Origin of the sequence: Saccharopolyspora hattusasensis (assembly GCF_050972075.1) — a bacterium.
GTDB lineage: Bacteria > Actinomycetota > Actinomycetes > Mycobacteriales > Pseudonocardiaceae > Saccharopolyspora > Saccharopolyspora hattusasensis.
Map to the genome: position 1 here is coordinate 6,216,289 of NZ_JBPCDC010000001.1, position 25,824 is coordinate 6,242,112.

General features: G+C 68.4%; 21 protein-coding genes, 2 rRNA genes and 1 pseudogene (1 of these 24 only partly in view). 14 read left to right on the plus strand and 10 right to left on the minus strand.

The window, feature by feature from the left end:
- The 6 genes from ACRXBZ_RS29800 to ACRXBZ_RS29825 form a co-directional block, all read left to right on the plus strand.
- Nucleotides 1-1,586 (plus strand): 23S ribosomal RNA (locus tag ACRXBZ_RS29800) (it extends 1,486 nt beyond the left edge of the window).
- A 120-nt stretch (nt 1,587-1,706) separates the two neighbouring features.
- Nucleotides 1,707-1,823: ribosomal RNA gene (rrf, locus tag ACRXBZ_RS29805) — 5S ribosomal RNA — on the plus strand.
- 128 nt (nt 1,824-1,951) lie between these two features.
- On the plus strand, nt 1,952-2,704 hold the full coding sequence (locus tag ACRXBZ_RS29810; RefSeq protein WP_433884011.1) for a type 1 glutamine amidotransferase: 753 nt from the start codon (nt 1,952-1,954) through the stop codon (nt 2,702-2,704).
- Nucleotides 2,705-2,756: 52 nt separating this feature from the next.
- Nucleotides 2,757-5,798: a bifunctional [glutamine synthetase] adenylyltransferase/[glutamine synthetase]-adenylyl-L-tyrosine phosphorylase gene (locus ACRXBZ_RS29815; RefSeq protein WP_433881891.1), complete on the plus strand. Its 3,042-nt coding sequence runs from the start codon at nt 2,757-2,759 to the stop codon at nt 5,796-5,798.
- A 22-nt stretch (nt 5,799-5,820) separates the two neighbouring features.
- The gene (locus ACRXBZ_RS29820) at nt 5,821-6,336 is read left to right on the plus strand and encodes a GNAT family N-acetyltransferase (protein ID WP_433881892.1); all 516 of its coding nucleotides are present in this window, start codon (nt 5,821-5,823) and stop codon (nt 6,334-6,336) included.
- A 226-nt stretch (nt 6,337-6,562) separates the two neighbouring features.
- Complete coding sequence (locus ACRXBZ_RS29825) at nt 6,563-7,423, plus strand: SMP-30/gluconolactonase/LRE family protein (protein ID WP_433881893.1); 861 nt, start codon at nt 6,563-6,565, stop codon at nt 7,421-7,423.
- Nucleotides 7,424-7,507: 84 nt separating this feature from the next.
- On the opposite strand, the gene glnA is transcribed toward ACRXBZ_RS29825, so the two are convergent.
- Nucleotides 7,508-8,932 (minus strand): type I glutamate--ammonia ligase, encoded by a 1,425-nt coding sequence (glnA, locus tag ACRXBZ_RS29830; protein WP_168587241.1) that lies wholly within the window; start codon nt 8,930-8,932, stop codon nt 7,508-7,510.
- A 219-nt stretch (nt 8,933-9,151) separates the two neighbouring features.
- On the opposite strand from glnA, the gene ACRXBZ_RS29835 reads away from it, so the two are divergent.
- On the plus strand, nt 9,152-9,622 hold the full coding sequence (locus tag ACRXBZ_RS29835; RefSeq protein WP_433881894.1) for an RDD family protein: 471 nt from the start codon (nt 9,152-9,154) through the stop codon (nt 9,620-9,622).
- A gap of 113 nt (nt 9,623-9,735) precedes the next feature.
- Here ACRXBZ_RS29835 and ACRXBZ_RS29840 read toward each other — a convergent pair whose 3' ends face one another.
- Nucleotides 9,736-10,464, minus strand: a complete 729-nt coding sequence (locus ACRXBZ_RS29840) for a DUF4191 domain-containing protein (RefSeq protein WP_433881895.1) — start codon at nt 10,462-10,464, stop codon at nt 9,736-9,738.
- A gap of 157 nt (nt 10,465-10,621) precedes the next feature.
- On the minus strand, nt 10,622-11,623 hold the full coding sequence (gene lipA, locus ACRXBZ_RS29845; protein WP_433881896.1) for a lipoyl synthase: 1,002 nt from the start codon (nt 11,621-11,623) through the stop codon (nt 10,622-10,624).
- Nucleotides 11,624-11,738: 115 nt separating this feature from the next.
- Here lipA and ACRXBZ_RS29850 point away from each other — a divergent pair, with 115 nt between their 5' ends.
- From ACRXBZ_RS29850 to ACRXBZ_RS29860, 3 genes and pseudogenes are all read left to right on the plus strand, one after another.
- On the plus strand, nt 11,739-12,188 hold the full coding sequence (locus ACRXBZ_RS29850) for a hypothetical protein (protein ID WP_433881897.1): 450 nt from the start codon (nt 11,739-11,741) through the stop codon (nt 12,186-12,188).
- Between the two features lie 27 nt (nt 12,189-12,215).
- Nucleotides 12,216-12,464: pseudogene (locus ACRXBZ_RS29855) on the plus strand (hypothetical protein); the annotation flags it as partial.
- Nucleotides 12,465-12,581: 117 nt separating this feature from the next.
- The gene (locus ACRXBZ_RS29860) at nt 12,582-13,526 is read left to right on the plus strand and encodes an LLM class F420-dependent oxidoreductase (protein WP_433884012.1); all 945 of its coding nucleotides are present in this window, start codon (nt 12,582-12,584) and stop codon (nt 13,524-13,526) included.
- Nucleotides 13,527-13,995: 469 nt separating this feature from the next.
- On the opposite strand, the gene lipB is transcribed toward ACRXBZ_RS29860, so the two are convergent.
- From lipB to lpdA, 4 genes are all read right to left on the minus strand, one after another.
- A complete protein-coding gene (gene lipB, locus ACRXBZ_RS29865; RefSeq protein ID WP_168587246.1) occupies nt 13,996-14,742 on the minus strand; it encodes a lipoyl(octanoyl) transferase LipB in 747 nt (248 codons plus the stop codon).
- 43 nt (nt 14,743-14,785) lie between these two features.
- On the minus strand, nt 14,786-15,673 hold the full coding sequence (locus ACRXBZ_RS29870; protein WP_433881898.1) for a TIGR01777 family oxidoreductase: 888 nt from the start codon (nt 15,671-15,673) through the stop codon (nt 14,786-14,788).
- A 109-nt stretch (nt 15,674-15,782) separates the two neighbouring features.
- Nucleotides 15,783-17,501, minus strand: a complete 1,719-nt coding sequence (sucB, locus tag ACRXBZ_RS29875; RefSeq protein WP_433881899.1) for a 2-oxoglutarate dehydrogenase, E2 component, dihydrolipoamide succinyltransferase — start codon at nt 17,499-17,501, stop codon at nt 15,783-15,785.
- A 54-nt stretch (nt 17,502-17,555) separates the two neighbouring features.
- Nucleotides 17,556-18,926 carry a dihydrolipoyl dehydrogenase gene (lpdA, locus tag ACRXBZ_RS29880; protein WP_433881900.1) on the minus strand — a complete coding sequence of 457 codons (1,371 nt, stop codon included), beginning with the start codon at nt 18,924-18,926 and terminating at the stop codon, nt 17,556-17,558.
- Between the two features lie 264 nt (nt 18,927-19,190).
- Between lpdA and ACRXBZ_RS29885 the strand changes: the two genes are divergently transcribed.
- On the plus strand, nt 19,191-19,535 hold the full coding sequence (locus tag ACRXBZ_RS29885; RefSeq protein WP_433881901.1) for an oxidoreductase: 345 nt from the start codon (nt 19,191-19,193) through the stop codon (nt 19,533-19,535).
- Nucleotides 19,536-19,628: 93 nt separating this feature from the next.
- On the opposite strand, the gene ACRXBZ_RS29890 is transcribed toward ACRXBZ_RS29885, so the two are convergent.
- Both ACRXBZ_RS29890 and ACRXBZ_RS29895 read right to left on the minus strand, forming a co-directional pair.
- The gene (locus tag ACRXBZ_RS29890; protein WP_433881902.1) at nt 19,629-20,129 is read right to left on the minus strand and encodes an OsmC family protein; all 501 of its coding nucleotides are present in this window, start codon (nt 20,127-20,129) and stop codon (nt 19,629-19,631) included.
- Between the two features lie 350 nt (nt 20,130-20,479).
- Nucleotides 20,480-21,973, minus strand: a complete 1,494-nt coding sequence (locus tag ACRXBZ_RS29895) for a leucyl aminopeptidase (RefSeq protein ID WP_433881903.1) — start codon at nt 21,971-21,973, stop codon at nt 20,480-20,482.
- A 184-nt stretch (nt 21,974-22,157) separates the two neighbouring features.
- Here ACRXBZ_RS29895 and ACRXBZ_RS29900 point away from each other — a divergent pair, with 184 nt between their 5' ends.
- A complete protein-coding gene (locus tag ACRXBZ_RS29900; RefSeq protein WP_433881904.1) occupies nt 22,158-23,405 on the plus strand; it encodes an APC family permease in 1,248 nt (415 codons plus the stop codon).
- 8 nt (nt 23,406-23,413) lie between these two features.
- Nucleotides 23,414-24,088 carry a ribonuclease FAU-1 family protein gene (locus ACRXBZ_RS29905; protein ID WP_433881905.1) on the plus strand — a complete coding sequence of 225 codons (675 nt, stop codon included), beginning with the start codon at nt 23,414-23,416 and terminating at the stop codon, nt 24,086-24,088.
- Nucleotides 24,089-24,148: 60 nt separating this feature from the next.
- Here ACRXBZ_RS29905 and ACRXBZ_RS29910 read toward each other — a convergent pair whose 3' ends face one another.
- A complete protein-coding gene (locus ACRXBZ_RS29910; protein WP_433881906.1) occupies nt 24,149-24,445 on the minus strand; it encodes a hypothetical protein in 297 nt (98 codons plus the stop codon).
- A gap of 157 nt (nt 24,446-24,602) precedes the next feature.
- Here ACRXBZ_RS29910 and ACRXBZ_RS29915 point away from each other — a divergent pair, with 157 nt between their 5' ends.
- Nucleotides 24,603-25,706: a branched-chain amino acid aminotransferase gene (locus tag ACRXBZ_RS29915; RefSeq protein ID WP_433881907.1), complete on the plus strand. Its 1,104-nt coding sequence runs from the start codon at nt 24,603-24,605 to the stop codon at nt 25,704-25,706.
- The last annotated feature ends 118 nt before the right edge of the window (nt 25,707-25,824 follow it).

Consider the following 25,824-nt stretch of genomic DNA (forward strand, 5'->3'; position numbering starts at 1 on the left):
CGTGTTGATGCGTCCATAGCGAAACCTTTGATACTAACCATCTTGGTGTGTGTTGATCCTTTGGGTGATATGCGTGCTGGCATGGGACCTGATGGGGCGGTAGTTAAGTGATGGGGTGACGCAGGAGGGTAGCTCTGCCAGTGAGTGGTTGTACTGGTGTAAGCCTGTAGCCCGGTGTGTAGGTAAATCCGCATGCCTTGTGGGTGAGGGGTGATGCGTAGCCGTTGTGGCGATGTGAGTGATCCCATGCTGTCGAGAAAAGCCTCTAGCGAGTGTCTTCACGGCCCGTACCCGAAACCGACACAGGTGGTCAGGTAGAGAATACCGAGGCGGTCGGGTGAACTGTGGTTAAGGAATTCGGCAAATTGCCCCCGTAACTTTGGGAGAAGGGGGGCCACTGCTGGTGAACCGACGTGCTTGGGGAGCTGGTGGTGGTCGCAGAGGCCAGGGAGAAGCGACTGTTTACTAAAAACACAGGTCCATGCGAAGCCGTAAGGCGATGTATATGGACTGACGCCTGCCCGGTGCTGGAACGTTAAGAGGACCCGTGAACCCTTTGGGGTGTAGCGGAGAATTTAAGCGCCAGTAAACGGCGGTGGTAACTATAACCATCCTAAGGTAGCGAAATTCCTTGTCGGGTAAGTTCCGACCTGCACGAATGGCGTAACGACTTCTCCGCTGTCTCGACCACAGGCCCGGTGAAATTGCAGTACGAGTAAAGATGCTCGTTTCGCGCGGCAGGACGGAAAGACCCCGGGACCTTTACTATAGCTTGGTATTGGTGTTTGGTTCGGCTTGTGTAGGATAGGTGGGAGACTGTGAAGCATTCACGCTAGTGGGTGTGGAGTCGTTGGTGAAATACCACTCTGGTCGTTCCGGGCATCTAACTCGGGTCCGTGATCCGGATCGGGGACAGTGCCTGGTGGGTAGTTTAACTGGGGCGGTTGCCTCCTAAAGGGTAACGGAGGCGCCCAAAGGTTCCCTCAGCCTGGTTGGCAATCAGGTGTTGAGTGTAAGTGTATAAGGGAGCTTGACTGTGAGACTGACGGGTCGAGCAGGTGCGAAAGCAGGGACTAGTGATCCGGCACTGGCTGGTGGAAGCGGTGTCGCTCAACGGATAAAAGGTACCCCGGGGATAACAGGCTGATCTTGCCCAAGAGTCCATATCGACGGCATGGTTTGGCACCTCGATGTCGGCTCGTCGCATCCTGGGGCTGGAGTTGGTCCCAAGGGTTGGGCTGTTCGCCCATTAAAGCGGCACGCGAGCTGGGTTTAGAACGTCGTGAGACAGTTCGGTCCCTATCCGCCGCGCGCGTAGGAGACTTGCGGAAGGCTGTCCCTAGTACGAGAGGACCGGGACGGACGAACCTCTGGTGTGCCAGTCGTTCTGCCAAGGGCGTGGCTGGTTGGCTATGTTCGGGAGGGATAACCGCTGAAAGCATCTAAGCGGGAAGCCTGTTCCTAGATGAGGTCTCCCACCCGTTGTGGGTTAAGGCCCCCAAGAGATGATTGGGTTGACAGGCCAGATATGGAAGCACGGTAACGTGTGGAGTTGACTGGTGCTGATAGGCCGAGGACTTGCTCACAAAGATTGCTACGCACCCACTATACGGTTCTGGGGCAACAACCAGAACCTTTGATAATTGAACATGTGTCATTCGTGTTCTGACGCCTGGTTTCCCGTCGTTTACGGCGGGGTGAGGGTTGTCGGTGGCGATGGCGGGGAGGGTCCGCCCGGTCCCATTCCGAACCCGGTAGCTAAGCTCCCCAGCGCTGATGGTACTGCACTCGACAGGGTGTGGGAGAGTAAGACACCGCCGACACACTATTTGAAAGGGGCCCCTTCTTCCGGAACGGAAGAAGGGGCCCCTTCTCATTTCCAAGGCGATCCGTCCGGTCTGCCTGCAGAAGTCGGTGGGCGTTCGGATTGCTGGCACGTACCCTCACGGGCATGGGTGGTGTGCGGATTCTCGTTGTCCAGCCGTCGAAGTCGGATCCCCCGGGCGAGCTCGGCGAATGGCTTCTCGCCGCGGGTGCAGAACTCGACGTTGTGCTTCCGTCGGAGCAGCGGCTCCCGGACGGCTTCGACGGCCATCAGGGCGTGGTCGTGCTCGGCGGTGAAATGGGTGCGTACGACGACGCGGAAAACCCTTGGCTGGCTGGCGTTCGCGCGCTGCTGAGCAAGGCCGTGGGCGAGCGGGTTCCGGTGTTGGCGATCTGCTTGGGCGCTCAGCTGCTCGCCGCCGCTACCGGTGGCCAGGTGCATGCCGCTCGGAAGGGACCGGAGGTCGGCACCCTGTTGGTGGCGAAGCGGGATGCCGCGGCCGAGGATCCGCTGTTCGGCCCAGTACCGCTGACGCCTGACGTGTTGCAGTTCCACACCGACGAGATCACGGCCCTGCCGCCGTCTGCGCGGTTGCTCGCTTCGTCGCCGAAGTGCGACAACCAGGCCTTCCGGGTCGGGGACTGCGCGTACGGATTGCAGTTCAACATCGAGACGACCCCGGACACGGTGTTGGAGTGGGTCAGGATGTCGCCGGATGTCGCCGCCGCGGCCCGTCCGGGGCAGCTGGAACCCGAGCACCTGCGGGAGTTCCACGCCGATCTCGCCGAGACGTGGCAGCCGGTCGCCGAACGCTTCGTGCGGTTGGTCGCCATTCCCCCGGAGGAGCGCAGTACCAGCAGGTTCTTGCCCCTGGCGTGATTGTCGTCAGGTTGGGTCTTCACCGGCATCGGATGCGGACTACGGTTCGAACATGGCGAACAGCAACTCGTCCCGATCGGGTTCGGTGCCGTCCACCGCGCGTTACGGGTTCAGCGACGCGTCACGTGCCGAGGCCCAGTTGAGGCGAGTCGGCTGGTGGTCGGATGCCGGCCCGGTGCAAGCCGAGCCGATCGTCGCTGCGCTTTCCCGCGCACCAGATCCGGATCTCGCGCTGCTCGCCCTCGACCGCTTCCAGGAGTTCGCAGGCCCTTCCTGGGCGGAGTTGTCGCAGGCACTCGCGGACGACGTGGGGCTGCGCGGGCGTTTGTTCGGTGTGCTCGGCGATTCCACGGCATTCGCCGATCACCTGGTGGCGAATCCGGCGGACTGGCGTCGGCTGCGGTCGGATGCCGTCCAGCCGAGCACCCTAGAGGAGCGCACCTCGGTGCTGCTGACCTCGGTCGGAGCGGACGGTGACGGGGTGCCGGGCACACCGGGAGGCCCGGTTGCGCAGCTGCGCGGACCCGATGCGGTTAGCGCTCTGCGGAGCACTTACCGGGGGTTGTTGCTAGACGTCGCCGGCAACGATATGGCTAGCGTTTCGGAGCCGTCGTTGCCGGCGACGTCGTATGAGGACGTTGCTGCCGACCTGTCCGACGTGGCGGTCGCGGCGCTGCGGGCGGCGCTGGCGGTCGCCGTCGCGGAGCTGCCGCGGTCCGGCGTAGACGAGGTGCCGAGCCTCGCGGTGATAGCGATGGGCAAGTGCGGTGGGCGGGAGCTGAATTACGTCAGCGACGTCGACGTCGTGTTCGTCGCCGACAGCGAGTCGGATATCCCGGCCGCGACACGGTTGGCCAGCCTCATGATGCGTGTGGCGAGCCCAGCGTTCTTCGAGGTCGATGCAGCGCTGCGTCCGGAGGGCAAGGCCGGGGCCTTGGTGCGGACGCTTGATGGCCACCTCAGCTACTACCGGCGGTGGGCCCGAACCTGGGAGTTCCAGGCGTTGTTGAAGGCGCGCCCGGTGGCCGGGGACGAGGAGCTCGGTGCTCGCTACCTCGAAGCGGTGCAGCCGCTGGTGTGGACCGCCGCGGAGCGCGAGGGTTTCGTCTCGGATGTGCGATCGATGCGGCGGCGGGTCGAGGACCACGTTCCGTCGGAGTTGGTCGAGCGCGAGCTGAAGCTCGGCCGCGGGGGCTTGCGGGACGTCGAGTTCGCCGTGCAGCTGCTGCAAATGGTGCACGGTCGCAGCGACGACTCGCTCCGTTCGAAGTCCACATTGGATGCTTTGCTGGCGTTGGGCGAGGGCGGATACGTGGCCCGCACCGACGCCGCGGACCTGGTGGACTCCTACCGCTTCCTGCGCACGGTGGAGCACCGGCTGCAGCTGCGACAGCTGCGCCGCACCCATCTGTTCCCGCCCTTCGACGACAACGACGCGCTGACGGTGCTCGCCCGCGCGGTCGGCCTTCGCTCCAGCGGCCGGAACACTGCGGCCCAGGCCTTGGTCGCGGAGTTCCGCAGGCACGGCAACAGGGTTCGGCGCCTGCACGAGAAGCTCTTCTACCGCCCGCTGCTGGAAGCGGTCGCGAAGGTCCCCACCGCGGCACTGCGGTTGACCACCTCTGCCGCCGTCGCGCGACTGGCCGCGCTCGGCTACACCTCCCCGGAAGGGGCGTTGCGGCATATCGGGGCGTTGACGTCCGGGGTGTCGCGGCGGGCCAGCATTCAGGGCACCTTGCTGCCGATGCTGCTGGATCTGCTGGCGAACACGCCGGATCCCGATGGCGGGCTGCTCGCCTACCGCAAGGTGTCGGAGGCGTTGGCCGAAACCCCTTGGTACCTGCGGTTGCTGCGGGACGAGGGCGTGGTCGCCGAACGGCTGGCCCAGCTGCTGGGCACTTCGAAACTGGTTCCGGAATTGCTGGTGCGGGCGCCGGAAGTGCTGCGACTGCTCTCGGATACGGCAGCACTCGCCGAGCGCGATCCGATGGAGGCAGCAACATCGTTGCGCAGCGCGGTGGCGCGTTATTCGGAGCCGCAGCGGGCGGTCTCCGCGGCGCGTTCGTTGCGGCGGCACGAGCTGCTGCGCATCGCTTCCGGTGACCTGCTTGGCCTGATGGAACCGACCACCGTTTTCCGGGCGCTGTCGAACATCTGGGTCGCAGTGCTGGAATCCGCGTTGGATGTGTCCATGCGGGACGTGGCCAGCCGGTCGGAGGGCGAGATCCCGGCGCGGATCGCCGTGATCGGGCTGGGACGCCTGGGCGGCGCCGAGTTGGGTTATGGCTCCGATGCCGACGTGATGTTCGTGTGCGAACCCATCGACGGTGCCGACGAGCGGACTGCCGTCCGGTTCGCCACTTCCGTCGTCGAGCAGGTTCGCCGCTTGCTCGGTGCACCGAGCCAGGATCCGCCGTTGGAAGTCGACATCGACCTGCGGCCGGAGGGGCGGCAGGGCGCGCTGGTGCGGACCCTGGACTCTTACCTGGCGTACTACCGGCGTTGGGGCGAGGCATGGGAGGCGCAAGCCCTGCTGCGAGCGCAAGCCGTTGCGGGCGATCACGACCTGGGGGAGCGGTTTTGCCGGGCCATCGATTCGGTCCGCTATCCGGAAGGCGGGCTGGACGAGGCAAAGGTCAGGGAGATCCGCCGGATCAAGGCGAGGGTCGATTCCGAGCGGCTGCCGCGGGGGGCCGATCCCGCCACCCACACCAAGCTCGGGCGCGGCGGCCTGGCCGACGTGGAGTGGACGCTTCAGTTGCTTCAATTGCAGCATGCGCATGAGTTCGCCGAACTTCGAACCACATCGACGGTGGACGGGTTGCGCGCCGCGGCCTCGGTCGGTGTGCTGGAAGCCAGTGATACCGATGAGCTCGTCGAGGCGTGGACGCTGGCGATGCGCGTGCGCAACGCGGTGATGCTGGTGCGCGGCAAGCCCGATGACCAGCTTCCCAAGCACTCCCGGGAATTGAGCGCGGTGGCGGCGGCGTTGGGCTATCCGGCCGGAGTGGACACCGGTGAGGTCGTCGATGACTACTTGCGGGTGACCCGGCGCGCTCGCGCCGTCGTGGAACGGGTCTTCTACGGTTCCTGATCGTTGCGCCTAGGGTTGGGTCATGACCGATGGGTTGCGCCAGGCCGAAGAGACTGACCATCCGCGGATCGTGGCGGCGATCGAGTCGTGGTGGACGGATTCCAGAAGTCCGGCCGCAGCCCGTGAATTGTCCTTGTTGGTGCCGCGGTTGTTCTTGCAGCATTTCTCCGGTACGAGCCTCGTGGCCGAGCGGGGTGGTGAAATGCTGGGATTCCTGATCGGATTTCTGTCCGCCGACCGCCCCGAGGACGCCTACATCCACTTCGTCGGTGTAGATCCGGCGCGGCGCCGCGGCGGACTCGCGCGCCGGTTGTACGCCGAATTCTTCGATACCGCGTCCAGCGCCGGGCGCAGCCGGGTCCGCTGCATCACCTCCCCGGCCAACACCGGTTCTATCGCGTTTCACCGGCGCATGGGGTTCGAGCTCGTTCCCGGCGATACCGAAATCGACGGGATTCCAGTGCACCGGGATTACGACGGGCGCGGGCACGACCGGGTTTGCTTCGTCCGGGAAGTCTCGCCCGCTTCCGGTAGCTGATCGGACGACACATGCAATGTGGACTATTCGGGCCGCACCCGGCAGATTGTTCGATTGCGTGAATCGGCGGTAATCGAGTAGTCCGGATGACGTATCGCGGCGCAATGTGATCCGGCATCCTCATTGGACTTATTCCGGGGAAAACCCGGTCGGCGGTCCCGTATTGCCGAATTCGCCAGTAGCCTCGGCGAGCAGGGCAGGCGTGGTTCGGGATGGGGGACTTTCGATGTCCGAGGACTTCGAGCTGCTCGTCGACCGGCAGGCGCTGTGCGGGACGGGCCCGCTGTGGATGTCGGCGCTCAATTGCGTGCATTGGGTGGACTTGCTGCGCAACGAATTGCACACCTATCACCGGGATTCCGGTGCCGACGAAGTGCGGGTGCTGCCGGGCGTGGTGACGGCGCTGGGTGCTACCCGGCACGGGCAGTTGATCGCTGCCGCGGGGAACGGCTTCGCACGGGTGTACCTGGGGCGTGCCGCGCTGGAGCCGGTCGTGCAGGTGCGCAACGGCGACCGGATGAGCGTTGGTGCCTGCGACCCAGCCGGGCGATTCGTGGCCGGAACCCTGACGCACGCCCGCGACCTGCGCGCAAGCGCGCTGTACGTGCTCGACGGCGACCGGGCGCGGTTGCTGGTCGAGGGGGTGACCGGCGTCGGCGGCCTGGCGTGGAGCCCGGATGGTACCCGGATGTACCTGGTCGACACGCGCACCATCTGGGTCTACGACTACGACGTGGACAGCGCGCGGGCGGTGTCAGGGCGGCAGTGGGTGGTGTGCGCGGAGTCCGAGGGCAGCCCGGAGGGCATCGCGGTGGACGCCGAGGGATGCGTGTGGGTGGCGATGCACTGGACCGGGCGGATCCACCGGTACGCGCCCAGCGGGGACCTCGAAACCGTGCTGTGGGCACCGACCCGGCGGATCACCAGCCTCGCCTTCGGTGGTTCGCGGCTGGAGGAGATGTACGTGACTTCGGCGTGCTTCGGCTACGACGAGCTCGGGCTGCGCGAAGACCCCTACGCGGGCGCGCTGCTGCGCTTCAAGCCCGGCACCGTTGGCATGCGACTCCCGCCCTGGCAGGGAATCTGACCCCTGTCGCTAATAACAGCAGCAAAAGCGAAGCGGGGTGGGGACCGCGAAGTCCCCACCCCGCTTCACCGGGCTGTCAGTCGATCACACGTCGAAATACAGCGAGAACTCGTGCGGGTGCGGGCGCAGGCGGATCGGGTCGATCTCGTCCTCCCGCTTCAGGTTGATCCAGGTCTCGATCAGGTCGGGGGTGAACACGCCACCCTCCAGCAGGAAGTCGTGGTCGGCTTCCAGGTTGTCGATGACCTTGGCCAGGCTGTCCGGCACCTGCGGGACGTTCTTGGCCTCTTCCGGCGGGAGCTCGTAGAGGTCCTTGTCGATCGGCTCGGCCGGCTCGATCTTGTTCTTGATGCCGTCCAGGCCGGCCATCATCATCGCGGCGAACCCCAGGTACGGGTTGCCGGACGGGTCCGGGCAGCGGAACTCGACGCGCTTGGCCTTCGGGTTCGCACCGGTGATCGGGATGCGCATGCAGGCCGAGCGGTTGCGCTGCGAGTACACCAAGTTCACCGGGGCCTCGTAGCCCGGCACCAGGCGGTGGTAGGAGTTCACCGTCGGGTTGGTGAAGGCTAGCAGGCTCGGGGCGTGGTGCAGGATGCCGCCGATGTAGTAGCGCGCCATGTCCGACAGGCCGGCGTAGCCCGTCTCGTCGTAGAACAGCGGGCTGCCGTCCTTCCACAGCGACATGTGGCTGTGCATGCCGGAACCGTTGTCACCGAACAGCGGCTTGGGCATGAATGTCACGGTCTTGCCGTGCTGCCATGCGGTGTTCTTGATGACGTACTTGAACAGCTGCAAGTCGTCCGCCGCGTGCAGCAGGGTGTTGAACTTGTAGTTGATCTCGGCCTGGCCGCCGGTACCGACCTCGTGGTGCGCTCGCTCGATGGTGAAGCCCGAGCCGATCAGCTGCTTGACCATCTGGTCGCGCAGGTCCGCGAAGTGGTCGTACGGGGAGACCGGGAAGTAGCCGCCCTTCAGCCTGGTCTTGTAGCCCCGGTTGCCGCCTTCCTCGTCGCGGCCGGTGTTCCACCAGCCCTCGATCGAGTCGACCTCGGCGAAGCTCTTGTTGGGGGCCTCGCCGAACTTGACCGAGTCGAAGATGTAGAACTCGGCCTCGGCGCCGAAGAACGCGGTGTCGGCGATGCCGGATTCGTTCAGGTACTGCTCGGCCTTGCGCGCGATGTTGCGCGGGTCGCGGCTGTACGGCTCCAGCGTGAACGGGTCGTGCACGAAGAAGTTGAGGATCAACGTCTTCTCCGCGCGGAACGGGTCCAGCCGGGCGGTATAGGGGTCCGGCAGGAGCAGCATGTCCGACTCGTGGATCGACTGGAAGCCGCGCACGGACGAGCCGTCGAAGGCCAGTCCCTCGGTGAATGCATCCTGGTCGAACGCGGTGGCGGGCACCGTGAAGTGCTGCATCACGCCCGGTAGGTCGCAGAACCGGACATCTACGAACTTCACGTCCTCATCGGCGATGAAGCGCAGGACCTCGTCAGGATTCTTGAACAACCTCGGTGGCTCCTTCACGCACTCGTACAACTCACCGACGCAACGCCAAAAGTTTCCACCGCCGGCTCAGGGTCCACGTTATGCCAGGGGTGTTGCCCCGTCGTCACCTGAATGTTTCGTGGGCGTTAACTGCCGCCTGTTCGGGTGGCCGGCGTTGCGCGCACCGGCCGGGCGTGATGCTCCGCAGGCCGTACGGCAGGGGCACGTACCCTGGATGACGTGCGGAGAGTCATCGGTTCGTGGCTGGAGGGCCCGAAGAGCGCATTTAACCACGCGCGCGAGCAGGCCACCGAGGCGCGGCCCGACTGGCGCGGCGAGAAACTGGGCTTGCCCAAGGACGGCCCCGGTTCGGCGGCGCCGCCGGGCAAGCGCCTGCTGGCGTTCGTCATCGACATCCTGCTGGCGGCACTGATCACCGCCGCGTTCACCGCGCCGGAGTTCCCGGGCGACTGGAGCTTGCTGACCTGGTTCCTGATCACCGTCATCCCGGTGAGCTTTTTCGGCTTCACCCCAGGCATGGCGATGATGCGAATCTGGGTCGCCCGGATCGACGGCGCGGGGATGGTGGGGCCGCTGCGCGCGGTGCTGCGCTGCGGGCTGACGCTGCTGGTCATCCCGGCGGTGATGTGGAACTTCGACGGCCGCTCCTGGCACGACCGCGCCAGCAAGACCATCGTCCTCCGGCGCTGAGAACGACTGCGGACGACTGCGGACGGACGACTGCGGACGACTGCGGACGGACGACTGAGGGCGAAGAAAGCGGGCCCGGGGTTGCGCACCCGGGCCCGCTTTCTTCGTCTTGGTTACTTCGCGCGGCGGACGGCGCGTTGCACGTTCCGCATCTTGGCGCCCTGCGGCATGGGGCCCTTGGGCAGCGAGTTGCCGCGGCTGGCCAGCGCCGCCAGCCGGTTCTCGATCGCGTCGACCTGGCCCGGGCCGATGTTGCGCGGCAGCTTCATGATGCGCTGCTGCAGCTTGCTCAGCGGCACCTGGTCCTTCTCGTTGCCGACGGTGATCTCGTAGATCGGCGTCTCTCCGATCAGGCGGACGACGCGCTTCTTCTCCTGCGCCATCAGCGACTTGACCCGATGCGGGGAGCCCTCTCCGACTAGCACGACCCCGGGCCGCCCGATCAGCCGGTGCACGGCGTCGAGCTGGGCGGTGCCCGCCACGGCCTGGTTCAGCACCCAGCGGCCACGGAGGTTGTCCAGTGCCCACCCGGCGGCGCCGGGCTGGCCGTCGGCCTTGCGGTAGACGGTCGCCTGCACCCGCCGACCGAAGATGATCACCGCGGCCAGCAGGCCGAAGGCCAGGCCGACCGGGAGGAACACCCAGTGCAGCCCCCAGATGATGCCCAGCAGGAATACCACGACGGTCACGCCGAGGAACGCCCCGAGCATCAGCGGGAGGAGCAGCTTGTCCTCCCGGCGTTGCATCTTGAACGCCTCGAAGATCTGCTTGATGCGGCCCCGGGTTGCCTGGCGCCTTGCTTTGGCCGCCGCTTTCTTGGCGGCCTTGTCCTGCTTGGCCATGTTTTTCAGGATACGGCGCGGCCTCTGCCAGGTGCAGGTGCGGTCCGGGATGCGTCACCGACCCGTGAATTCCGCCCCGAAAAACGCGGTCGAGCGAAGCGCGAGGGCGCCGTCGACCGAGCAACTCGATCGACGGCGCCCCGCACCTCGGAGAGCATCACCGGGAGAGCAGGCTGGTGGCCTCTTGGGCGGCGGTGCCGGCCTTGGCTAGGTGGGCCAGGTTGTCCGGCAGCGGCATGCCACGGTGCACCGTGGCCTTGGCGTACAGGCGGCCGGCGCGGTAGCTGGAGCGCACCAGCGGGCCCGCCATCACACCGGGGAAGCCAATTTCCTCGGCGGCCTTGGTGTGCTCCACGAACTCCTCCGGCTTGACCCACCGGTCCACCGGGTGGTGCCGCGGGCTGGGCCGCAGGTATTGGGTGATGGTGATGATGTCGCAACCCGCGTCGTGCAGGTCCTGCAGCGCGGGGCGCACCTCCTCCGGGGTCTCGCCCATGCCCAGGATCAGGTTCGACTTGGTCACCAGCCCCGCCTCGCGGGCCTCGGCGATCACCTTCAGCGACCGCTCGTAGCGGAAGCCCGGCCGGATCCGGCGGAACACGCTCGGCACCGTCTCCAGGTTGTGCGCGAGCACCTCCGGGCGGGAGCTGAAGACCTCGGCCAGCTGGTCCGGCTTGGCGTTGAAGTCCGGGATGAGCAGCTCCACCCCGGTACCGGGGTTCAGCGCATGGATCTGCCGGACCGTCTCCGCGTACAGCCACGCGCCGCCGTCGGGCAGGTCATCGCGGGCGACGCCGGTGACGGTCGAGTAGCGCAGGCCCATCGCCTGCACCGACTCGGCGACGCGGCGCGGCTCCTCGACGTCCAGTTCGGCCGGCTTCCCGGTGTCGATCTGGCAGAAGTCGCAGCGACGCGTGCACTGGTCGCCACCGATGAGGAACGTTGCCTCCCGGTCCTCCCAGCACTCGAAGATGTTGGGGCACCCCGCCTCTTCGCAGACGGTGTGCAGGCCCTCGCGGCGAACGAGGCCCTTCAGCTCCGTGTATTCGGGTCCCATCCGTGCGCGGGTCTTGATCCACGACGGCTTCTTCTCGATCGGTGTCTGGCTGTTGCGGGCCTCCAGCCGCAGCAGCTTCCGACCCTCCGGCGCGACAGTCACGACGACAGGCTACGCCCCTGATCCCAGCCGGTCCGAAATGGTGAGAAGCGGTGCGGATTTGCCCAGTGGTCCGCCGGCCGGGGGAGGCATACTGCACAGCCGTGTCGGAAGATTCTTGGTCGGTCCACCTCCGGTGGGCGCCGCGCCTGCCCAGCCTGGTCCGGCGGGTGCCGGGGCCCGTCAGCCGAGCGCGTGGGCGCTCGGCCGGTGGTGCACGTACTCGATCACCGTGCTGTTGGCCCTGGCGGGCAGCCGGCGGCTGCAGGACTTGCTGGTGCCGGAGGAACGGTTCCTCTACGAGCCGTTCCTCCGGTTCCGGGCGCGCGCCGACCGGTTCCCCGGCGACGACGTCGTGGACCGGTTGCGGGAGCTGCGCCCCGACCTGGGGCACTGGTGGAGCTGCCGGGCGGTACGTGAGCTCGGCAGCTGGCCGGTCACGGTGCTGGTCGATGGCCGTCGATTGCGCTTCGAGTGCTCGCTGCTGCAGCCGGACGGGTCCGCATTGGTGCTGGTCGAGGCTCCGGCCGACGCGGCGACCCGGGAGTGGATGCAGCTACGCTCGTGACCGCTGGTTCGGGCATTTTGCTGCTCAATGCCGGTGAGTGCGTCGCGGTGCGACGGCACCCGGGAATGGTCGCGAGTGCTGGTCAGGCGGTATGCGTACCTAGAAGCTCGGGATGGGCTTGCGCAGCCGGCCACCGATGCACCGCCGGAACGGCTCCGGGGCGTGGTCGGGACGCTGGTCGATTCGGGGGAGATCGACCCGCTGCCGGTCGACGCGCTGACCCGCGTCGTGTTCGGCGCTCTGTTTGCGGGCGCCACCGCGATCGCCGGGCCGGGATCGCTTAAGCAGGCCCGCCTCGACATCGGCGAGTGCGTGGAACGGGTCCGCAACGGGTTGCGGCCCGATCGAGCGGGCGGTCGGCACGGCCCGAACCCCCTACTAGCCTCGGGGACCGTGAGCGAATACCTCAAGTTGCGGATCTTCACCGAGCCCCAGCAGGGCGCGACCTACGACGACTTGCTGCGCGTGGCCAAGCACGCGGAGCAGACCGGTTACGACGCGTTCTTCCGCTCCGACCACTACCTGAAGATGGGGTCGGTGTCGGGCGAGCCCGGCCCGACCGACGCCTGGGTGACGCTGGCCGGGTTGGCCCGCGAGACCAGCCGGGTGCGGCTGGGCACCCTGATGACGGCAGGCACGTTCCGGCTGCCCGGGCCGTTGGCGGTCGCGGTCGCGCAGGTTGACCAGATGTCCGGCGGGCGCGTCGAACTCGGCCTTGGCACGGGCTGGTACGAGGCGGAGCACACCGCCTACGGCATCCCGTTCCCGTCGCTTAAGGAGCGGTTCGACCGCTACGCCGAGCAGCTGGAGATCATCACCGGGCTGTGGGGCACCCCGGCCGGCGAGCACTTCCGGTACGACGGCGAGCACTACCAGCTGGCGGATTCGCCGGCGCTGCCCAAGCCGGTGCAGCAGCCCCGGCCGCCGCTGCTGATCGGCGGGCAGGGCAAGAAGCGGACGCCGGAGCTTGCCGCTCGCTTCGCCGACGAGTTCAACCTGCCGTTCGTCGACGTGGACACGGCCGCGAAGCAGTTCGAGCGGGTCGCCGAGGCGTGCACCGCGATCGGTCGGCCGCACCAGGAGATCGTGCGGTCCGCGGTTCTGGTGCTGTGCGTCGGCAAGAACGACGCGGAGCTCGCGCGCCGGGCCGACGCCATCGGCCGGGACGTCGAGGAGCTGCGCCTCAACGGCTTGGCCGGGACGCCGGACGAGGTCGTCGCCAAGATCGGGACGTGGCGGGAGCTTACCGGTATCACCCGCCTCTACCTCCAGGTCCTCGACCTCTCCGACCTGGACCACCTCGAGCTGGTCGCCGCCGAGGTGGCGCCCCAGCTCTGACTTCGCGGCGCAACGGGCGCCCCCGACCAGGCTCACACCCCCAACAGGTGGGTTCTTCCGCGATTTCAATGGAAATCGGAGGTCCAATTTCCATTGAAATCGCGGATCCCGATCGGATCGGATCGGATTCCAGTCGGATGACCTGTGAACGGGCACCTTTGCTCCGCCCGCCGCCCGACCGCTACCCCAGGGCGGCGGCCCGCGCCGCGGTGTCTTAGAAGCCGGGCACAGGTGTCCTTCGGTTCAGCGCGTTCCGAGTCGGCCGGCGATGTCGGAGGCAGCGGTGAGCACTGGTCAGCACCCGTGAGTGATTTTGGGTGCCATAGCGCCCGAAAACGCTCACGGCACCTGGCCAGCGGAAACGCTTATCCGAGGCGGCGGCCCAGGTAGTCGAGGGTCGAAGGGCCGGCCGGTGGAGCCCAGGACCGCCGCTTCCAGGAGTGAATTTCGATCTGTCAGCCGACCCCGATCAGCGCAGACTCGGGTCCAGCGAGAGCGTCACCCCGGCGGCGCTCGGCTGCTCGCGCGGGATGTTGCGCTCGCTGACCGGCAACTCGCCTTCAAGCGCGTCCAGCACGCCCTGCTGGACCAGCGGCATCGCCTCGGCGATGGCGACGGTCCGACCGGTCTCCGCGGTCAGCGAAGTGGTGCCCACGTCCCTGATGCCGCACGGCACGATCCGGTCGAAGTGGCTCAGGTCGGCGTTGCAGTTCAGCTCCAGCCCGTGCATCGTGATGCCCCGCTGCACCCGGATGCCGATAGCGGCGATCTTGCGCTCCGGAAGTCCGTCCGCTGCGGGCAGCCAGACGCCGCTGCGTCCCTCGACGCGGCCCGCCTCCAGCCCGAACTGGTCGCACACCCAGATCAGCGCCTGCTCCAGGCGGCGGACGTAGTCGACGACGTCGATCGGGTCGGCCAGCTTCAGGATCGGGTAGCCGACGATCTGCCCCGGGCCGTGCCAGGTGATCTTGCCGCCGCGGTCGACGTCGATGACCGGCGTCCCGTCCGTCGGGCGATCCTCCGGCGAGGTGCGCTTGCCCGCCGTGTAGACCGACGGGTGCTCCAGCAGCAGCAGGGTGTCCGGGTTCTGCTCCTCGGCGCGGCCGGTGGCCAGCTCGCGCTGCAGGTCCCAGGCGGAAAGGTAATCGATGGTTCCCAGGTCACGCACGGCCATCGGATCGGCGGATGCGCGGCACGAAGTATTGGCACGACTCACGCGGCCAGGCTACGCCCCGGGCCCAGCGACAACGGCCCAAGGCTCACCCCGAGACGGCCGCCGCCAGCGCCGCCCCGATAGACGGGTGCTGGAAGGTGAACCCATGCGCCTCCAGCACCGTCGGCACCGCGCGTTGCCCACCGAGGACCTGGTCGGCGAGCTCCCCGAGGACGATCCGGAGCGCGAAGCCCGGCACGATCCACGGCGCGGGCCGGCCCAGCGCCTCGCCCAGCGCGCGAGTGAACTCCGCGTTGGTGACCGGTGCCGGCCCGGTCAGGTTCACCGGACCGGAAACCTCGGGCCGCTCCAGCACGAACCGGATCGCGGCGACCTCGTCGTCCAGCGAGATCCACGGGAAGTACTGGCTGCCGTCGCCGAGCCGGCCGCCGAGCAGCAGCGAGAACAGCGGCCGGAGCTGCCCGAGCAGCCCACCGGACGGGGCGAGCACCAGCCCGCTGCGCAGCAGCACCACCCGGGCACCGGCCCGCGCGGCCGCGCCGGTGGCAGCCTCCCATTGGCGGCATAGGCCGGCCAGGAAGTCCGTGCCGGGCGCGGAGGTCTCGGTCACCGGTTTCGAGCCGGTATCGCCGTAGAAACCCACCGCAGACCCGTTCGCAAGCACCGGGACGCCCTTCGCGGCGATGGCCTCGGCGAGCACTTGCGTCGGCCGCACCCGGGAGTGCACGAGCAGCCGCTTGCGCTCCGGCGTCCACCGCTTGTCGCCGATACCGGCTCCGCAGAGGTTCACGACCGCGTCGGCACCGTCCAGCGCATCCGCGTCGAGCTGCCCGGTCTCCGGCTCCCAGCCCCGCTCGTCGGGGGCTTGGGGGAGGCGGCGGACCAGCCGGACCACGTCGTGCCCGGCCTGCCGCAACCCGGCGACCAGGGACGTGCCGATCAAACCGGACGAACCGGCGACAACCACGCGCATGCCCGGCATCGTCTCGCACCGGTCGGCGCGGTGCGAGCCGCCTGGAACTGGAACGAGTGAAAGGGGTCGCCCACCGATCGGTGGGCGACCCCTTTCACTCGTCGCTAGGTCACAGACCCAGGTCGGCCTCGAACGCGCCTTCCTCCAGCCGCTGCTTGAGCGTGGCCAGGAAGCGGGCGGCGTCCGCGCCGTCGACCAGCCGGTGGTCGTAGGTCAGCGCCAGGTAGGCCATCGAGCGGATCGCGATGGTGTCGCCACCGTTCTCGTCGCCGACCACCACCGGGCGCTTCACCACCGAGCCGGTGCCGAGCATGCCCACCTGCGGCGGGTTCAGGATTGGCGTGTCGAACAACGCGCCGCGGCTACCGGTGTTGGTGATGGTGAAGGTGCCACCGGACAGCTCGTCCGGCTTGATCTTGTTGTTGCGGGTCCGCGCCGCCAGGTCGGCGATCTTGCGGGCCAGCCCGCCGAGGTTGAGGTCCCCGGCGTCGTGGATCACCGGCGAGACCAGTCCGCGCTCGGTGTCCACCGCGATCGACAGGTGCTCGGCGCCGTGGTAGGTGACCTGCTTGCTCTCGTCGTCGATCGAGGCGTTCAGCTTCGGGTGCAGCTTCAGCGCTTCGGCGGCGGCCTTCGCGAAGAACGGCAGGAACGAGAGCTTGACGCCTTCGGATGCCTCGAAGTTCGCCTTGGCGCGCTCCCGCAGCCGGGCGATCCGGGTCACGTCGACCTCGATCACCGTCGTCAGCTGCGCCGCGGTCTGCAGCGACTCCACCATCCGGCGGGCCAGCAGCTGGCGCAGGCGGGACATCTTCTGCGTGGTGCCGCGCAGCGCCTTGGCCTCCGCCGACGGCTCCGCCACCGGCGCCGGAGCGCTCGGCGCCGCCGCAGCGGGAGCGGCCGGGGCGGTGGGCGCCGGGGCCTGCTTCGTGTCGATCGCGGCCTGCACGTCCTGCTTGCGGATCCGGCCGCCGACACCGCTGCCCTTGATCGCGGACAGGTCGATGCCGTGCTCGTTGGCCAGCTTGCGGACCAGCGGTGTCACGTACGGCGTGCCGGTGGTCGCCGTCGGCTCGGCCGGAGCCGCCGGGGCCGCGGGCGGGGCAGCCGGGGCAGGGGCGGGCGGCGCAGCCGGAGCAGGGGCCGGGGGAGCCGTCGGAGCAGGGGCCGGGGGAGCCGCGGGCGGCGCGGGCGGGGCAGCCGGGGCGGGAGCCGCGCCGGCTGCGCCGATCACGGCCAGCTTGGCGCCGACCTCGACGGTGTCGTCCTCACCTGCGGCGATCTCCAACAGGGTGCCGGCCACCGGCGATGGGATCTCGGTGTCGACCTTGTCGGTGGAGACCTCCAGCAGGGGCTCGTCGACCTCGACGGTGTCGCCGACCTGCTTGAGCCACCGGGTCACGGTGCCCTCGGTGACGCTCTCGCCGAGCGCCGGCATGTTGACGTCCGTGCCTGCCGCGCCACCAGCCGGAGCGGTCGAGGCAGCGGCGGGGGCCGTAGCCGCCGGCTGCGGCGGGGCGGGCTGCTCGGCGGCGGGCTCGGCCGGGGCCGCGGGTGCGGCCGGGGCCGGAGCGGGGGCCGCTGCTTCGCTGCTGTCGGCGATCACGGCGAGCTCGGCACCGATCTCGACGGTGTCGTCTTCCTGGGCGATGATGCGCTGGAGCACACCGGCGGCGGGCGATGGGATCTCGGTGTCGACCTTGTCGGTGGAGACCTCCAGCAGGGGCTCGTCGACCTCGACGGTCTCGCCCTCCTGCTTGAGCCACCGGGTGATCGTTCCCTCGGTGACGCTCTCGCCGAGTGCCGGCATCTGAACGGAGAAGGCCATGTCTTGCTGACTCCTCGTGGTGTGGCGGGGTGCTGGCTGACTGCGGAGCCGACGTCAGCCGTGCACGTGCAGCGGCTTGCCGGCCAGGGCGAGGTGCGCCTCGCCCAGGGCTTCGGTCTGGGTGGGATGGGCGTGCACCAGCGGAGCGACGTCCTCCGGCAGCGCCTCCCAGTTGTAGATCAGCTGCGCCTCGCCGATGAGCTCACCGACGCGGTCGCCGACCAGGTGCAGGCCGACCACCGGGCCGTCCGTGGCGCGGACCAGCTTGACCGCGCCCTGGGTCTTGAGGATCTGGCTCTTGCCGTTGCCGGCCAGGTCGTAGGTGAAGGTCTCCACCGAGCCGTACTGTTCCTTCGCCGCGGCCTCCGTCAGGCCCACCGAGGCGACCTCGGGGTGGCAGTAGGTCACGCGCGGGATGCCGGCCTCGTCGATCGTCTGCGGGTTGAGCCCGGCGATGTCCTCGGCGATGAAGATGCCCTGCTGGAAACCGCGGTGCGCCAGCTGCAGGCCGGGCACGATGTCGCCGACGGCGTAGACGCCCGGCAGGTTGGTGCGCAGCCGCTCGTCGGTAGGGACGAAGCCGCGCTCCATGTGCACCCCGGCGGCCTCGAAGCCGTGCCCTGCGGTGTTCGGGCCGCGGCCGACGGCGACCAGCAGCAGGTCGGCGTCGTAGGTCTCGCCGTTCTCCAGGCTCACCGAGACGCCGGAGGCGGTCTGGGTCGCGCCGGTGAACTTGACGCCGGTCTTGAACTTGATGCCGCGCTTGCGGAAGGCGCGCTCCAGGCGCTTGGAGGCGAACTCGTCCTCGTTGGGCACCAGGTGCGGGAGGGCTTCGACGATGGTCACGTCGGCGCCGAAGGAACGCCACACGCTGGCGAACTCCACGCCGATCACGCCGCCGCCGAGCACCACGACCTTCTCCGGGATGAAGTCGAGGTTCAGTGCCTGTTCGCTGGCGATGACCTTGCCGCCCAGCTCCAGGCCCGGCAGCGTCTTGGAGTAGGACCCGGTGGCCAGGACGACGTTCTTGCCGGTGTACCGGGTGCCGTTGACCTCGACGGTCTTGGCGTCGACCAACGTGCCGGCGCCCTCGACCAGGGTTACCTTGTGCGCCTTGGCCAGGCCCTGCAGGCCCTTGTACAGGCCGGCGACGATGCCGTCCTTGTACTTGTTGACGCCGTCGATGTCGATGCCTTCAAGGGCGGCGCGGACGCCGAACTGGTCGGCATCGCGGGTGGAGTCGGCGACCTCGGCGGCGTGCAGCAGCGCCTTGGTCGGGATGCAGCCTCGGTGCAGGCACGTCCCACCGAGCTTGTCCTTTTCGATAAGGACGACGGACAGGCCTAGCTCGGCCGCGCGGAAGGCGCAGGCGTAGCCGCCCGAACCGCCGCCGAGAATGACCAGATCGGCGGACGTGTCGGTCACTTCGCACTCCTCGACAGGCATCGTTGACTAGCTGATGGCGTCGCCGGAACGGGGGGTTCACGGTCGCCTGACAGCCATCTTGTCACCACACGACGGGCGTACGCGACGTGGGCTGGGTGATCTGTGCTGCACTGCCGAGGATCACAGCGACACCGTTGGAGCCGAGTGGCTGGAGTGAATGTTTTTCACGCGCACCCCATGCCGCCGGTGGCATCATCGAAAACAGCTGCTGTTCGACATCCGCTGCGACGGGAGGCGAGTCTGGTGGGCCTGTTCGCTCGGTTTCGTGGGAAGCGCTCGGGCGGGTTGCGCGGCGCGAGTTCGGCGGACGCCGAGCACTTGATCAACTGGGCCGCGCAGCGCCGAGGCGTCGAGGGATACCTGGAACCGCGCACGACGGTGACCGAGACGACGCTGATGCTCATCGCGCACGACGGCGAGTGGACCCGGCGGCGGGTGGACGGCCCGTCAGCCGCGCACCGGCTGACCCGCAAGATCGGCATCCCGCTCTACGAGGTGTCGAAGGTCGGCTACCCGCAGCGGATGCGGGACTACCAGGCCCGCCAGCGCATCCTCCGCGACCAGGCCCGCAGAGCAGCCGACGGCTAGGAGCGGCTCGAAGCCGCCGGTGTACGGGTGTCTCTTCGGAGCGGCGAAGCCGCTCGCCCCGGGGCGAGTTGAACCCGGAACAGTGTCGAATCGTCAGTTCGCGATGCGGGTGGTCGGGGTGCAGTTGACCGGGAAGGTCACCGACTTCGCGATGTAGCAGAGCTCGTGGGCACGTTCGTGCAGGGCTTCGGCCACGTCCACGCTCGCCCGGTCGGCCACCGTGACCTGGGGCGCGAGCCGCACCTCTTCGAACTGGCCGGAGCCGTCCGGGTTCTCGGTGAGGATGCCGCGCGCCTGGTCGTGGTAGCCGGTGACCACGACACCGCAGTCCGCGGCCAGGTGCAGGAACCAGAGCATGTGGCACTGCGACAGCGATGCGACCAGCAGTTCTTCCGGGTTGTAGCGGTCCGCGTCGCCGAGGAAGACCGGGTCCGCGGAGGCGTCGATGGCGTCCTTGCCCGCTGCGCGCACCTCGTGGGTGCGTTCGTAGCTGTGGTACGAGCTGGTGCCCTGCCCGGTGTTGCCGGTCCACACCACGTCGACCTTGTATCCGTGCCGTGCCGCGCTGGGCGCGGTCGGTGTCGTTTCGGTCATCGACCCATCGTGGCACTCCGGCACCGTGCTGTGGTGATCTTTTTGAGGTTCAGATCACAAATACGCCACTTCGGCGGAGTAGAACTACGCCCCGAGCGGGGGCCGTGAATCCGGCGGGCGGCTGTTGCAGGACGAAGGACTCACGGCCCCGGTCAGAGCCTGTTGGTGAATGGTCTGGGTGGGTGGTCGCTTAGCGGAACCTGAGAGAGTGCTCACCTGCCGGCGGCTACCAGACCCGAGTCTGCCCCACGGCCGACTCACGACTCATTAGGCTCCCCGGACTGCGGGTGCCCCTCCTTATGCATGTCCACGCGGACGGGATTCGCCGACAGGCTCCCAGGAAATTGTGCTCAGCCCCGGTCGGCGATGTCGGCCAGCACCGCCGCCATGGTGCGGACCGGGACGCCGGTGCCGCCCTTCGGGGTGTAGCCCCACGGCGCGCTCGTGTTGTAGGACGGGCCCGCGATGTCCACGTGCGCCCACTGCACGTCGTCGGCGACGAACTCCTCGATGAAGATGCCTGCCGCGAGCATGCCGCCCCAGCGGTGCCCGGTGATGTTGGCGAGGTCGGCGAGCTTGGAGTCCAGGTCACCGCGCAGCTCCTCGGGCAGCGGCATCGGCCAGCCGCCCTCGCCGACGGCCTGCGACAGCCGCGCCACCCGGTCGCGGAACTCCCCGCTGCCCATCACGCCGGGGGTGCGCTTGCCCAGCGCCACGACCTGCGCACCGGTCAGCGTGGACGTCTCGATCAGGTAGTCCGGCTCGTCCTCGCAGGCCCGCGTGATGGCGTCGACAAGGATCAGCCGGCCCTCGGCATCGGTGTTGAGCACCTCGACGGTCTTGCCGCCGTACATGGTCAGCACATCGCCGGGGCGGTAGGCGGTGCCCGACGGCATGTTCTCGGCCATCGGGACGGTCGCGGTGATGTCCAGCGGGTAGTTGAGCCGCGCGGCCAGCAGCATGGTGGCGATTACGGCGGCGGCCCCGGACATGTCTGAGGTCATGTCCTCCATGCTCGCGGCGGGCTTGATCGAGATGCCTCCCGTGTCGAACGTGACGCCCTTGCCGATCAGCGCGACCTTCTTGGCCGCCTTCGGGCCCTTGTGCCGCAGCCGCACCAGGCGCGGCGGGCGGGCGGAACCGGCGCCGACGCCGAGGATGCCGCCGAAGCCCTGCTTGCGCAGCGCGTTGTCGTCGAGAACCTCGACCTCCAGGCCCGCGGCGCGCCCGAGTTCGGCGGCGCGCTCGGCGAAGGACGCCGGGTACAGGTCGTTGGGCGGGGTGTTGATCAGGTCGCGGGCGGTGTTGACCGCCTCGCCAATCGCGGTGGCGCCCTTCAGCGCGTGCGCGTTCGCATCCGCCTTGGCATCGCCGACCACGAAGTCCACCTTGGACAGCGGGCCGTCGCCGGACTGCGACTTGTACGAGGTGAACGCGTAGGCGCCCATCACCGTGCCCTGCACCGCCGCCGACAGGTCCACAGCGGACAGCGTGGTGGCGGCCTGCTCGACGCCGCTCAGCGACCGGGCCGCAGCGCCGGAGGCCCGGCGCACCGCCTCGCCGGACACCCCGCCGTTCGCCGCGGGCTTGCCCAGCCCGACGGCGACCAGCACGTCGGCCCGCAGCTTTCCGCCAGCGGGCAGCTTGACGACCTCGTCCGCCTTGCCCGTCGCGCCCAGCGAGGTGAGCACCTTCGCCAGGTCTCCGTCGTACGCGGTGGCGACCTGGTCGGCACCGGGCGCGAGCTGCAGGCCGTCGGCGCCCTGGACGGTTCCGACGACGAGCGCGTTCGCGGTCAGCTTGGCCACCGTTGTGTCGGTCAGGGCGAGTTTCGGGGTCGTCACGTGGTCATCCTCCGGGTCACTGCGTCAACGCTGCGGTGTCAGCAAAGCTTCTTCGCACTCTAGAACGCTCGGCAACTGCGAATTCGCTCGGAGTGGCGGTCCGTTCGGGCTCTCGCCCCTGCCTACCTGTGCGTCAGCCGACAGGCGGCTGCACGCATCGACATTCGTCTGTAAGGGTGGTGCCGTGCCCCAAGAGGTTGAATCGCGCGGTCGGCTCGCGTCTGGCAGTGACGGCATCCCGCTCGCGCTCGGCGGGATGCTCGGTGCCGGCGTGTTCGTGGGGCCGGCGCCCGCCGCCGCGGCAGCCGGGCCGTGGCTGCCGCTCGGGCTGCTGGTCGCGTTCTTGGCCGCGGCATGTGCCGCGTCGGCGACCGCGCACCAGTCCGAGGCCTACTGGGGCCCAGGCGCGGCTTACGCGTGCGTGCGGGCGTGGGTGGGCGTGCTGCCGGCGCGGATCGGGGCCAGCGCGCACCTCGCCGGACAGGTCGCCGGGATGGCCGTGATCGCGCGGGTGCTGGGCGATTTCTTCCTGCCGGCCGCCGCTCCGCAGGTCGCCGCGGTGGCGCTGCTGCTGGTCGTGCTCGCGGCGACGGTGGGGTTGCGGATCAGGGGCGGTGCCGCCTGGATCTGGCTCGCGCTGACCGTCGCGGTGCTCGGGCTCGTGGTGGTCACCTGCTTCGCGATAGAACCGGTGCCGCCTATCCCGACCGGGCGCCCGCTGGCCGACAGCGCGGTGGGCATCACCGGGGCGGCCGGCGTGCTGTTCTTCGCTTTCATTGGCTTCGAACGGCTGACCGCGCCTGCCGTCGAGCAGGACCGGTTCGCCTGGTCGGCGATGAAGCGCGGCACCGTGGTCTCGCTGGTCGCACTCGCGGTGGCGTTATCGGTGGTGACCGCGGCGCTGGTCTACCAGCTGGGATGGTCGCGGCTGGCGCTTTCACCAACGCCGATCCGCGAGGTGCTGACCGCCGCCGCGGCCGCGAACCTCGCACCGCTGGTGGGCGTCGGCGCGGCGGTGGCGCTGCTGCCGGTGCTGCTGGGTGCGCTGGAGTCGTTCCGGTCGACGGCGCTGGCGCTCGTGCAGGACCGGGACTTGCCGCGCTTCATGGGGCGCACCAGCAGCGCCGGGACGCCCTATGTGCTCGATATGGCCGCTGGTGTCGCCGCTGTGGCGGTCGCGGTGCTGGTCGAGCCGGTTCCGGCGATGGCCTTCGCGGCCTGCTGCCTGCTCGTCCACTACGCATTCACGAATGCCGGTGCGCGACTGCTGCTTTCGGAGGGGCACATCTGGCCGATGCGCGCAGCGTGCCTGGGCATGGGGTTGTCGGTTTTACTCGCAATGAGCATGCCGATTTCTGCGATGCTTGCGACGCTTGTTGTCGTTGTTGTCGGTCCTTTGGCGACGGGAGGGGTGTCCCGTCGCTGGAGATGAGGCGGGTCATGCTCAAGACGAGTGTTGCCAACATTCCCCTGAAATCCACTGGTGAGTCCCTGGCGTGGGAGCCCGGCGAGGAAGTGCTCTACAGCTTCTGGCGGCTGGACGGATCGCTGGGCACCGTCCATCCGGCACGGGTGGTCGAGGACGACGGAGACCACCTGCTGTGCTGGGTCCTGGACGGCACACCGATCCGGATCACCACCTCCCCGGACGGCCGGTCGCCGCGCCAGATGCCGTTGTCCGAACGCTTCAACGGGCCCCGGGTCCCCGCGAAGTCGACCTGGCGCGGTACCTCGACGCTGCGCCTGGTGTTCGAGAACTGCTGGGCGTCGGTCTGGTGGTTTTTCGAGCCCGAGGGCACTTTCCGCAACTGGTACGTCAACCTCGAAGTCCCGCTGGGCAGGGATGCGACCGGCGTCCGGCGTGTCGACGGGGTGCTCGACGTCGAGGTGTACCCCGACGGGTGCTGGTCCTGGAAGGACGAGAACGAGGTGGCCGATGCGTTGGCCGCCGGCCGGTTCGACGAGCGCCACCTGACCCGACTGCAGGCCGAGGGCGAACGCATGATCGCCTTGGCCGAGGCGGGTCGGTTCCCGTTCGACGGCACCTACTGCGATGCCCAGCCCGATCCGAAGTGGGCACTTCCGTCCCTCCCGGAGGGACTGCTGCTCATCTGAGGAGCCGGGGCCGTGAGTCCGTCGGCAGCCCGAAGGACTCACGGCCCCGTGCTGCCAGGGTCAGAGCGAGACGAAAAGCAGGAAGACGATGACGGCGACGATCCCGCCGATCCCGCCGACCGAGCCACCGCGCAGGTCCTTGGGGAAGAACGTCTTGTGCTTGTTGCGCCACCAGAACGCCCATCCGGCGGCACCGGCCAGGCCCAGGATCGCGCCGAAGATTCCGATCCACGCGTAGCCGAGCATCACCAGCAGGCCGCCGCCCAGCGGCATCAGCGCCGCCAGGGTTGCGGCCAGCGCGTCCTGCGACGTCGTCGTGGGCCCCGCGGGGACCGGGGTGTTGTGGGCGTACGTCATGGTCACATCATAAGGGGGGAATCGTCCGGATCCACCCGCTTCGGGTCACGAACGGTGGCGTTCGTTCAACGTTTAGTAAGCGGATGACAGATATTTGGACGACCAAGTTCTGGAGATCGGGTTTCCACTGCTCCGAAGCGCGCGATACGGTACGCGCATGACTGGAGCGCTGTCTTTCACCCGGACCCCCAACCCGCAACCGGCCAGCGACGAGCGCCGTGCGGAAGTATTGGCGAATCCGGGCTTCGGACGGTACTTCACCGACCACATGGTGACCATCAAGTGGACCGACGACCGCGGCTGGCACGACGCCGCGGTGGAGCCCTACCACTCGCTGGAGCTGGACCCGGCGACATCGGTCCTGCACTACGCGCAAGCGATCTTCGAGGGACTCAAGGCGTACCGCCAGCCGGACGGCTCGATCGCCGCGTTCCGGCCGGAGGCGAACGCACAGCGGTTCCAGCGCTCGGCGCAGCGGATCGCGATGGCCCAGCTGCCGGAGGAACTGTTCATCGAGTCGCTGCGCGAGCTGATCGCGGTGGACGCCGACTGGGTGCCGAGCGCCGAGGAGAGCTCGCTGTACCTGCGGCCGTTCATGATCTCGACCGAGATCGGGCTCGGCGTCAACCACCCGTCCAACGCCTACCTGTACGCGCTGATCGCCTCCCCGGCCGGCTCGTACTTCGCCAGCGGCGTCAAGCCGGTCACCGTGTGGCTGAGCCACGAGTACGTGCGGGCGGCGCCCGGCGGCACCGGTGCGGCGAAGTTCGCGGGCAACTACGCCGCGTCGTTCCTCGCGCAGGCCGAGGCCGTTGAGCAGGGCTGCGATCAGGTCGTGTGGCTGGACGCGTGCGAGCGGCACGTGGTCGAAGAAATGGGCGGCATGAACCTGTTCTTCGTGTTCGGCTCCGGCTCGGACGCGCGCCTGGTGACCCCGGCGCTCAGCGGCAGCCTGCTGCCGGGCGTGACCCGCTCGTCACTGCTGGAGCTGGGCAAGGAGCTCGGCATGCAGGTCGAGGAGCGGCGGATCACCGTCGAGGAGTGGGAGAAGAAGGCCACCGCCGGTGAGCTCACCGAGGTCTTCGCCTGCGGCACCGCCGCGGTGATCACCCCGGTCGGCCACGTCAAGCACCGCGACGGGGAGTTCGGCATCGCCGACGGCCAGCCGGGCGAGGTGACGATGAAGCTGCGCGAGCGCCTCACCGCCATCCAGCACGGCACGGCCGCCGACACCCACGGCTGGATGACCAAGCTCAGCTGACCGCCAGGGGTGTCCGCAATTTCAATGGAAATTGCGGAAGTTATCCACAACCTTCGGCGTGTCGGGGTGCCGACACGCCGAAGGGCCGCAATTTCCATTGAAATCGAACCTCAGATTT

Bases quoted from the DNA above. Each gene is read 5' to 3' on its own strand.
- ACRXBZ_RS29815 (WP_433881891.1), top strand. From the start codon at position 2,757: ATGGCGAACAGCAACTCGTCCCGATCGGGTTCGGTGCCGTCCACCGCG.
- ACRXBZ_RS29890 (WP_433881902.1), bottom strand. From the start codon at position 20,129: ATGACCGAAACGACACCGACCGCGCCCAGCGCGGCACGGCACGGATAC.
- ACRXBZ_RS29870 (WP_433881898.1), bottom strand. From the start codon at position 15,673: ATGCGCGTGGTTGTCGCCGGTTCGTCCGGTTTGATCGGCACGTCCCTG.
- ACRXBZ_RS29820 (WP_433881892.1), top strand. From the start codon at position 5,821: ATGACCGATGGGTTGCGCCAGGCCGAAGAGACTGACCATCCGCGGATC.
- ACRXBZ_RS29910 (WP_433881906.1), bottom strand. From the start codon at position 24,445: ATGACGTACGCCCACAACACCCCGGTCCCCGCGGGGCCCACGACGACG.
- ACRXBZ_RS29825 (WP_433881893.1), top strand. From the start codon at position 6,563: ATGTCCGAGGACTTCGAGCTGCTCGTCGACCGGCAGGCGCTGTGCGGG.
- ACRXBZ_RS29915 (WP_433881907.1), top strand. From the start codon at position 24,603: ATGACTGGAGCGCTGTCTTTCACCCGGACCCCCAACCCGCAACCGGCC.
- ACRXBZ_RS29905 (WP_433881905.1), top strand. From the start codon at position 23,414: ATGCTCAAGACGAGTGTTGCCAACATTCCCCTGAAATCCACTGGTGAG.
- ACRXBZ_RS29810 (WP_433884011.1), top strand. From the start codon at position 1,952: ATGGGTGGTGTGCGGATTCTCGTTGTCCAGCCGTCGAAGTCGGATCCC.
- sucB (WP_433881899.1), bottom strand. From the start codon at position 17,501: ATGGCCTTCTCCGTTCAGATGCCGGCACTCGGCGAGAGCGTCACCGAG.
- ACRXBZ_RS29840 (WP_433881895.1), bottom strand. From the start codon at position 10,464: ATGGCCAAGCAGGACAAGGCCGCCAAGAAAGCGGCGGCCAAAGCAAGG.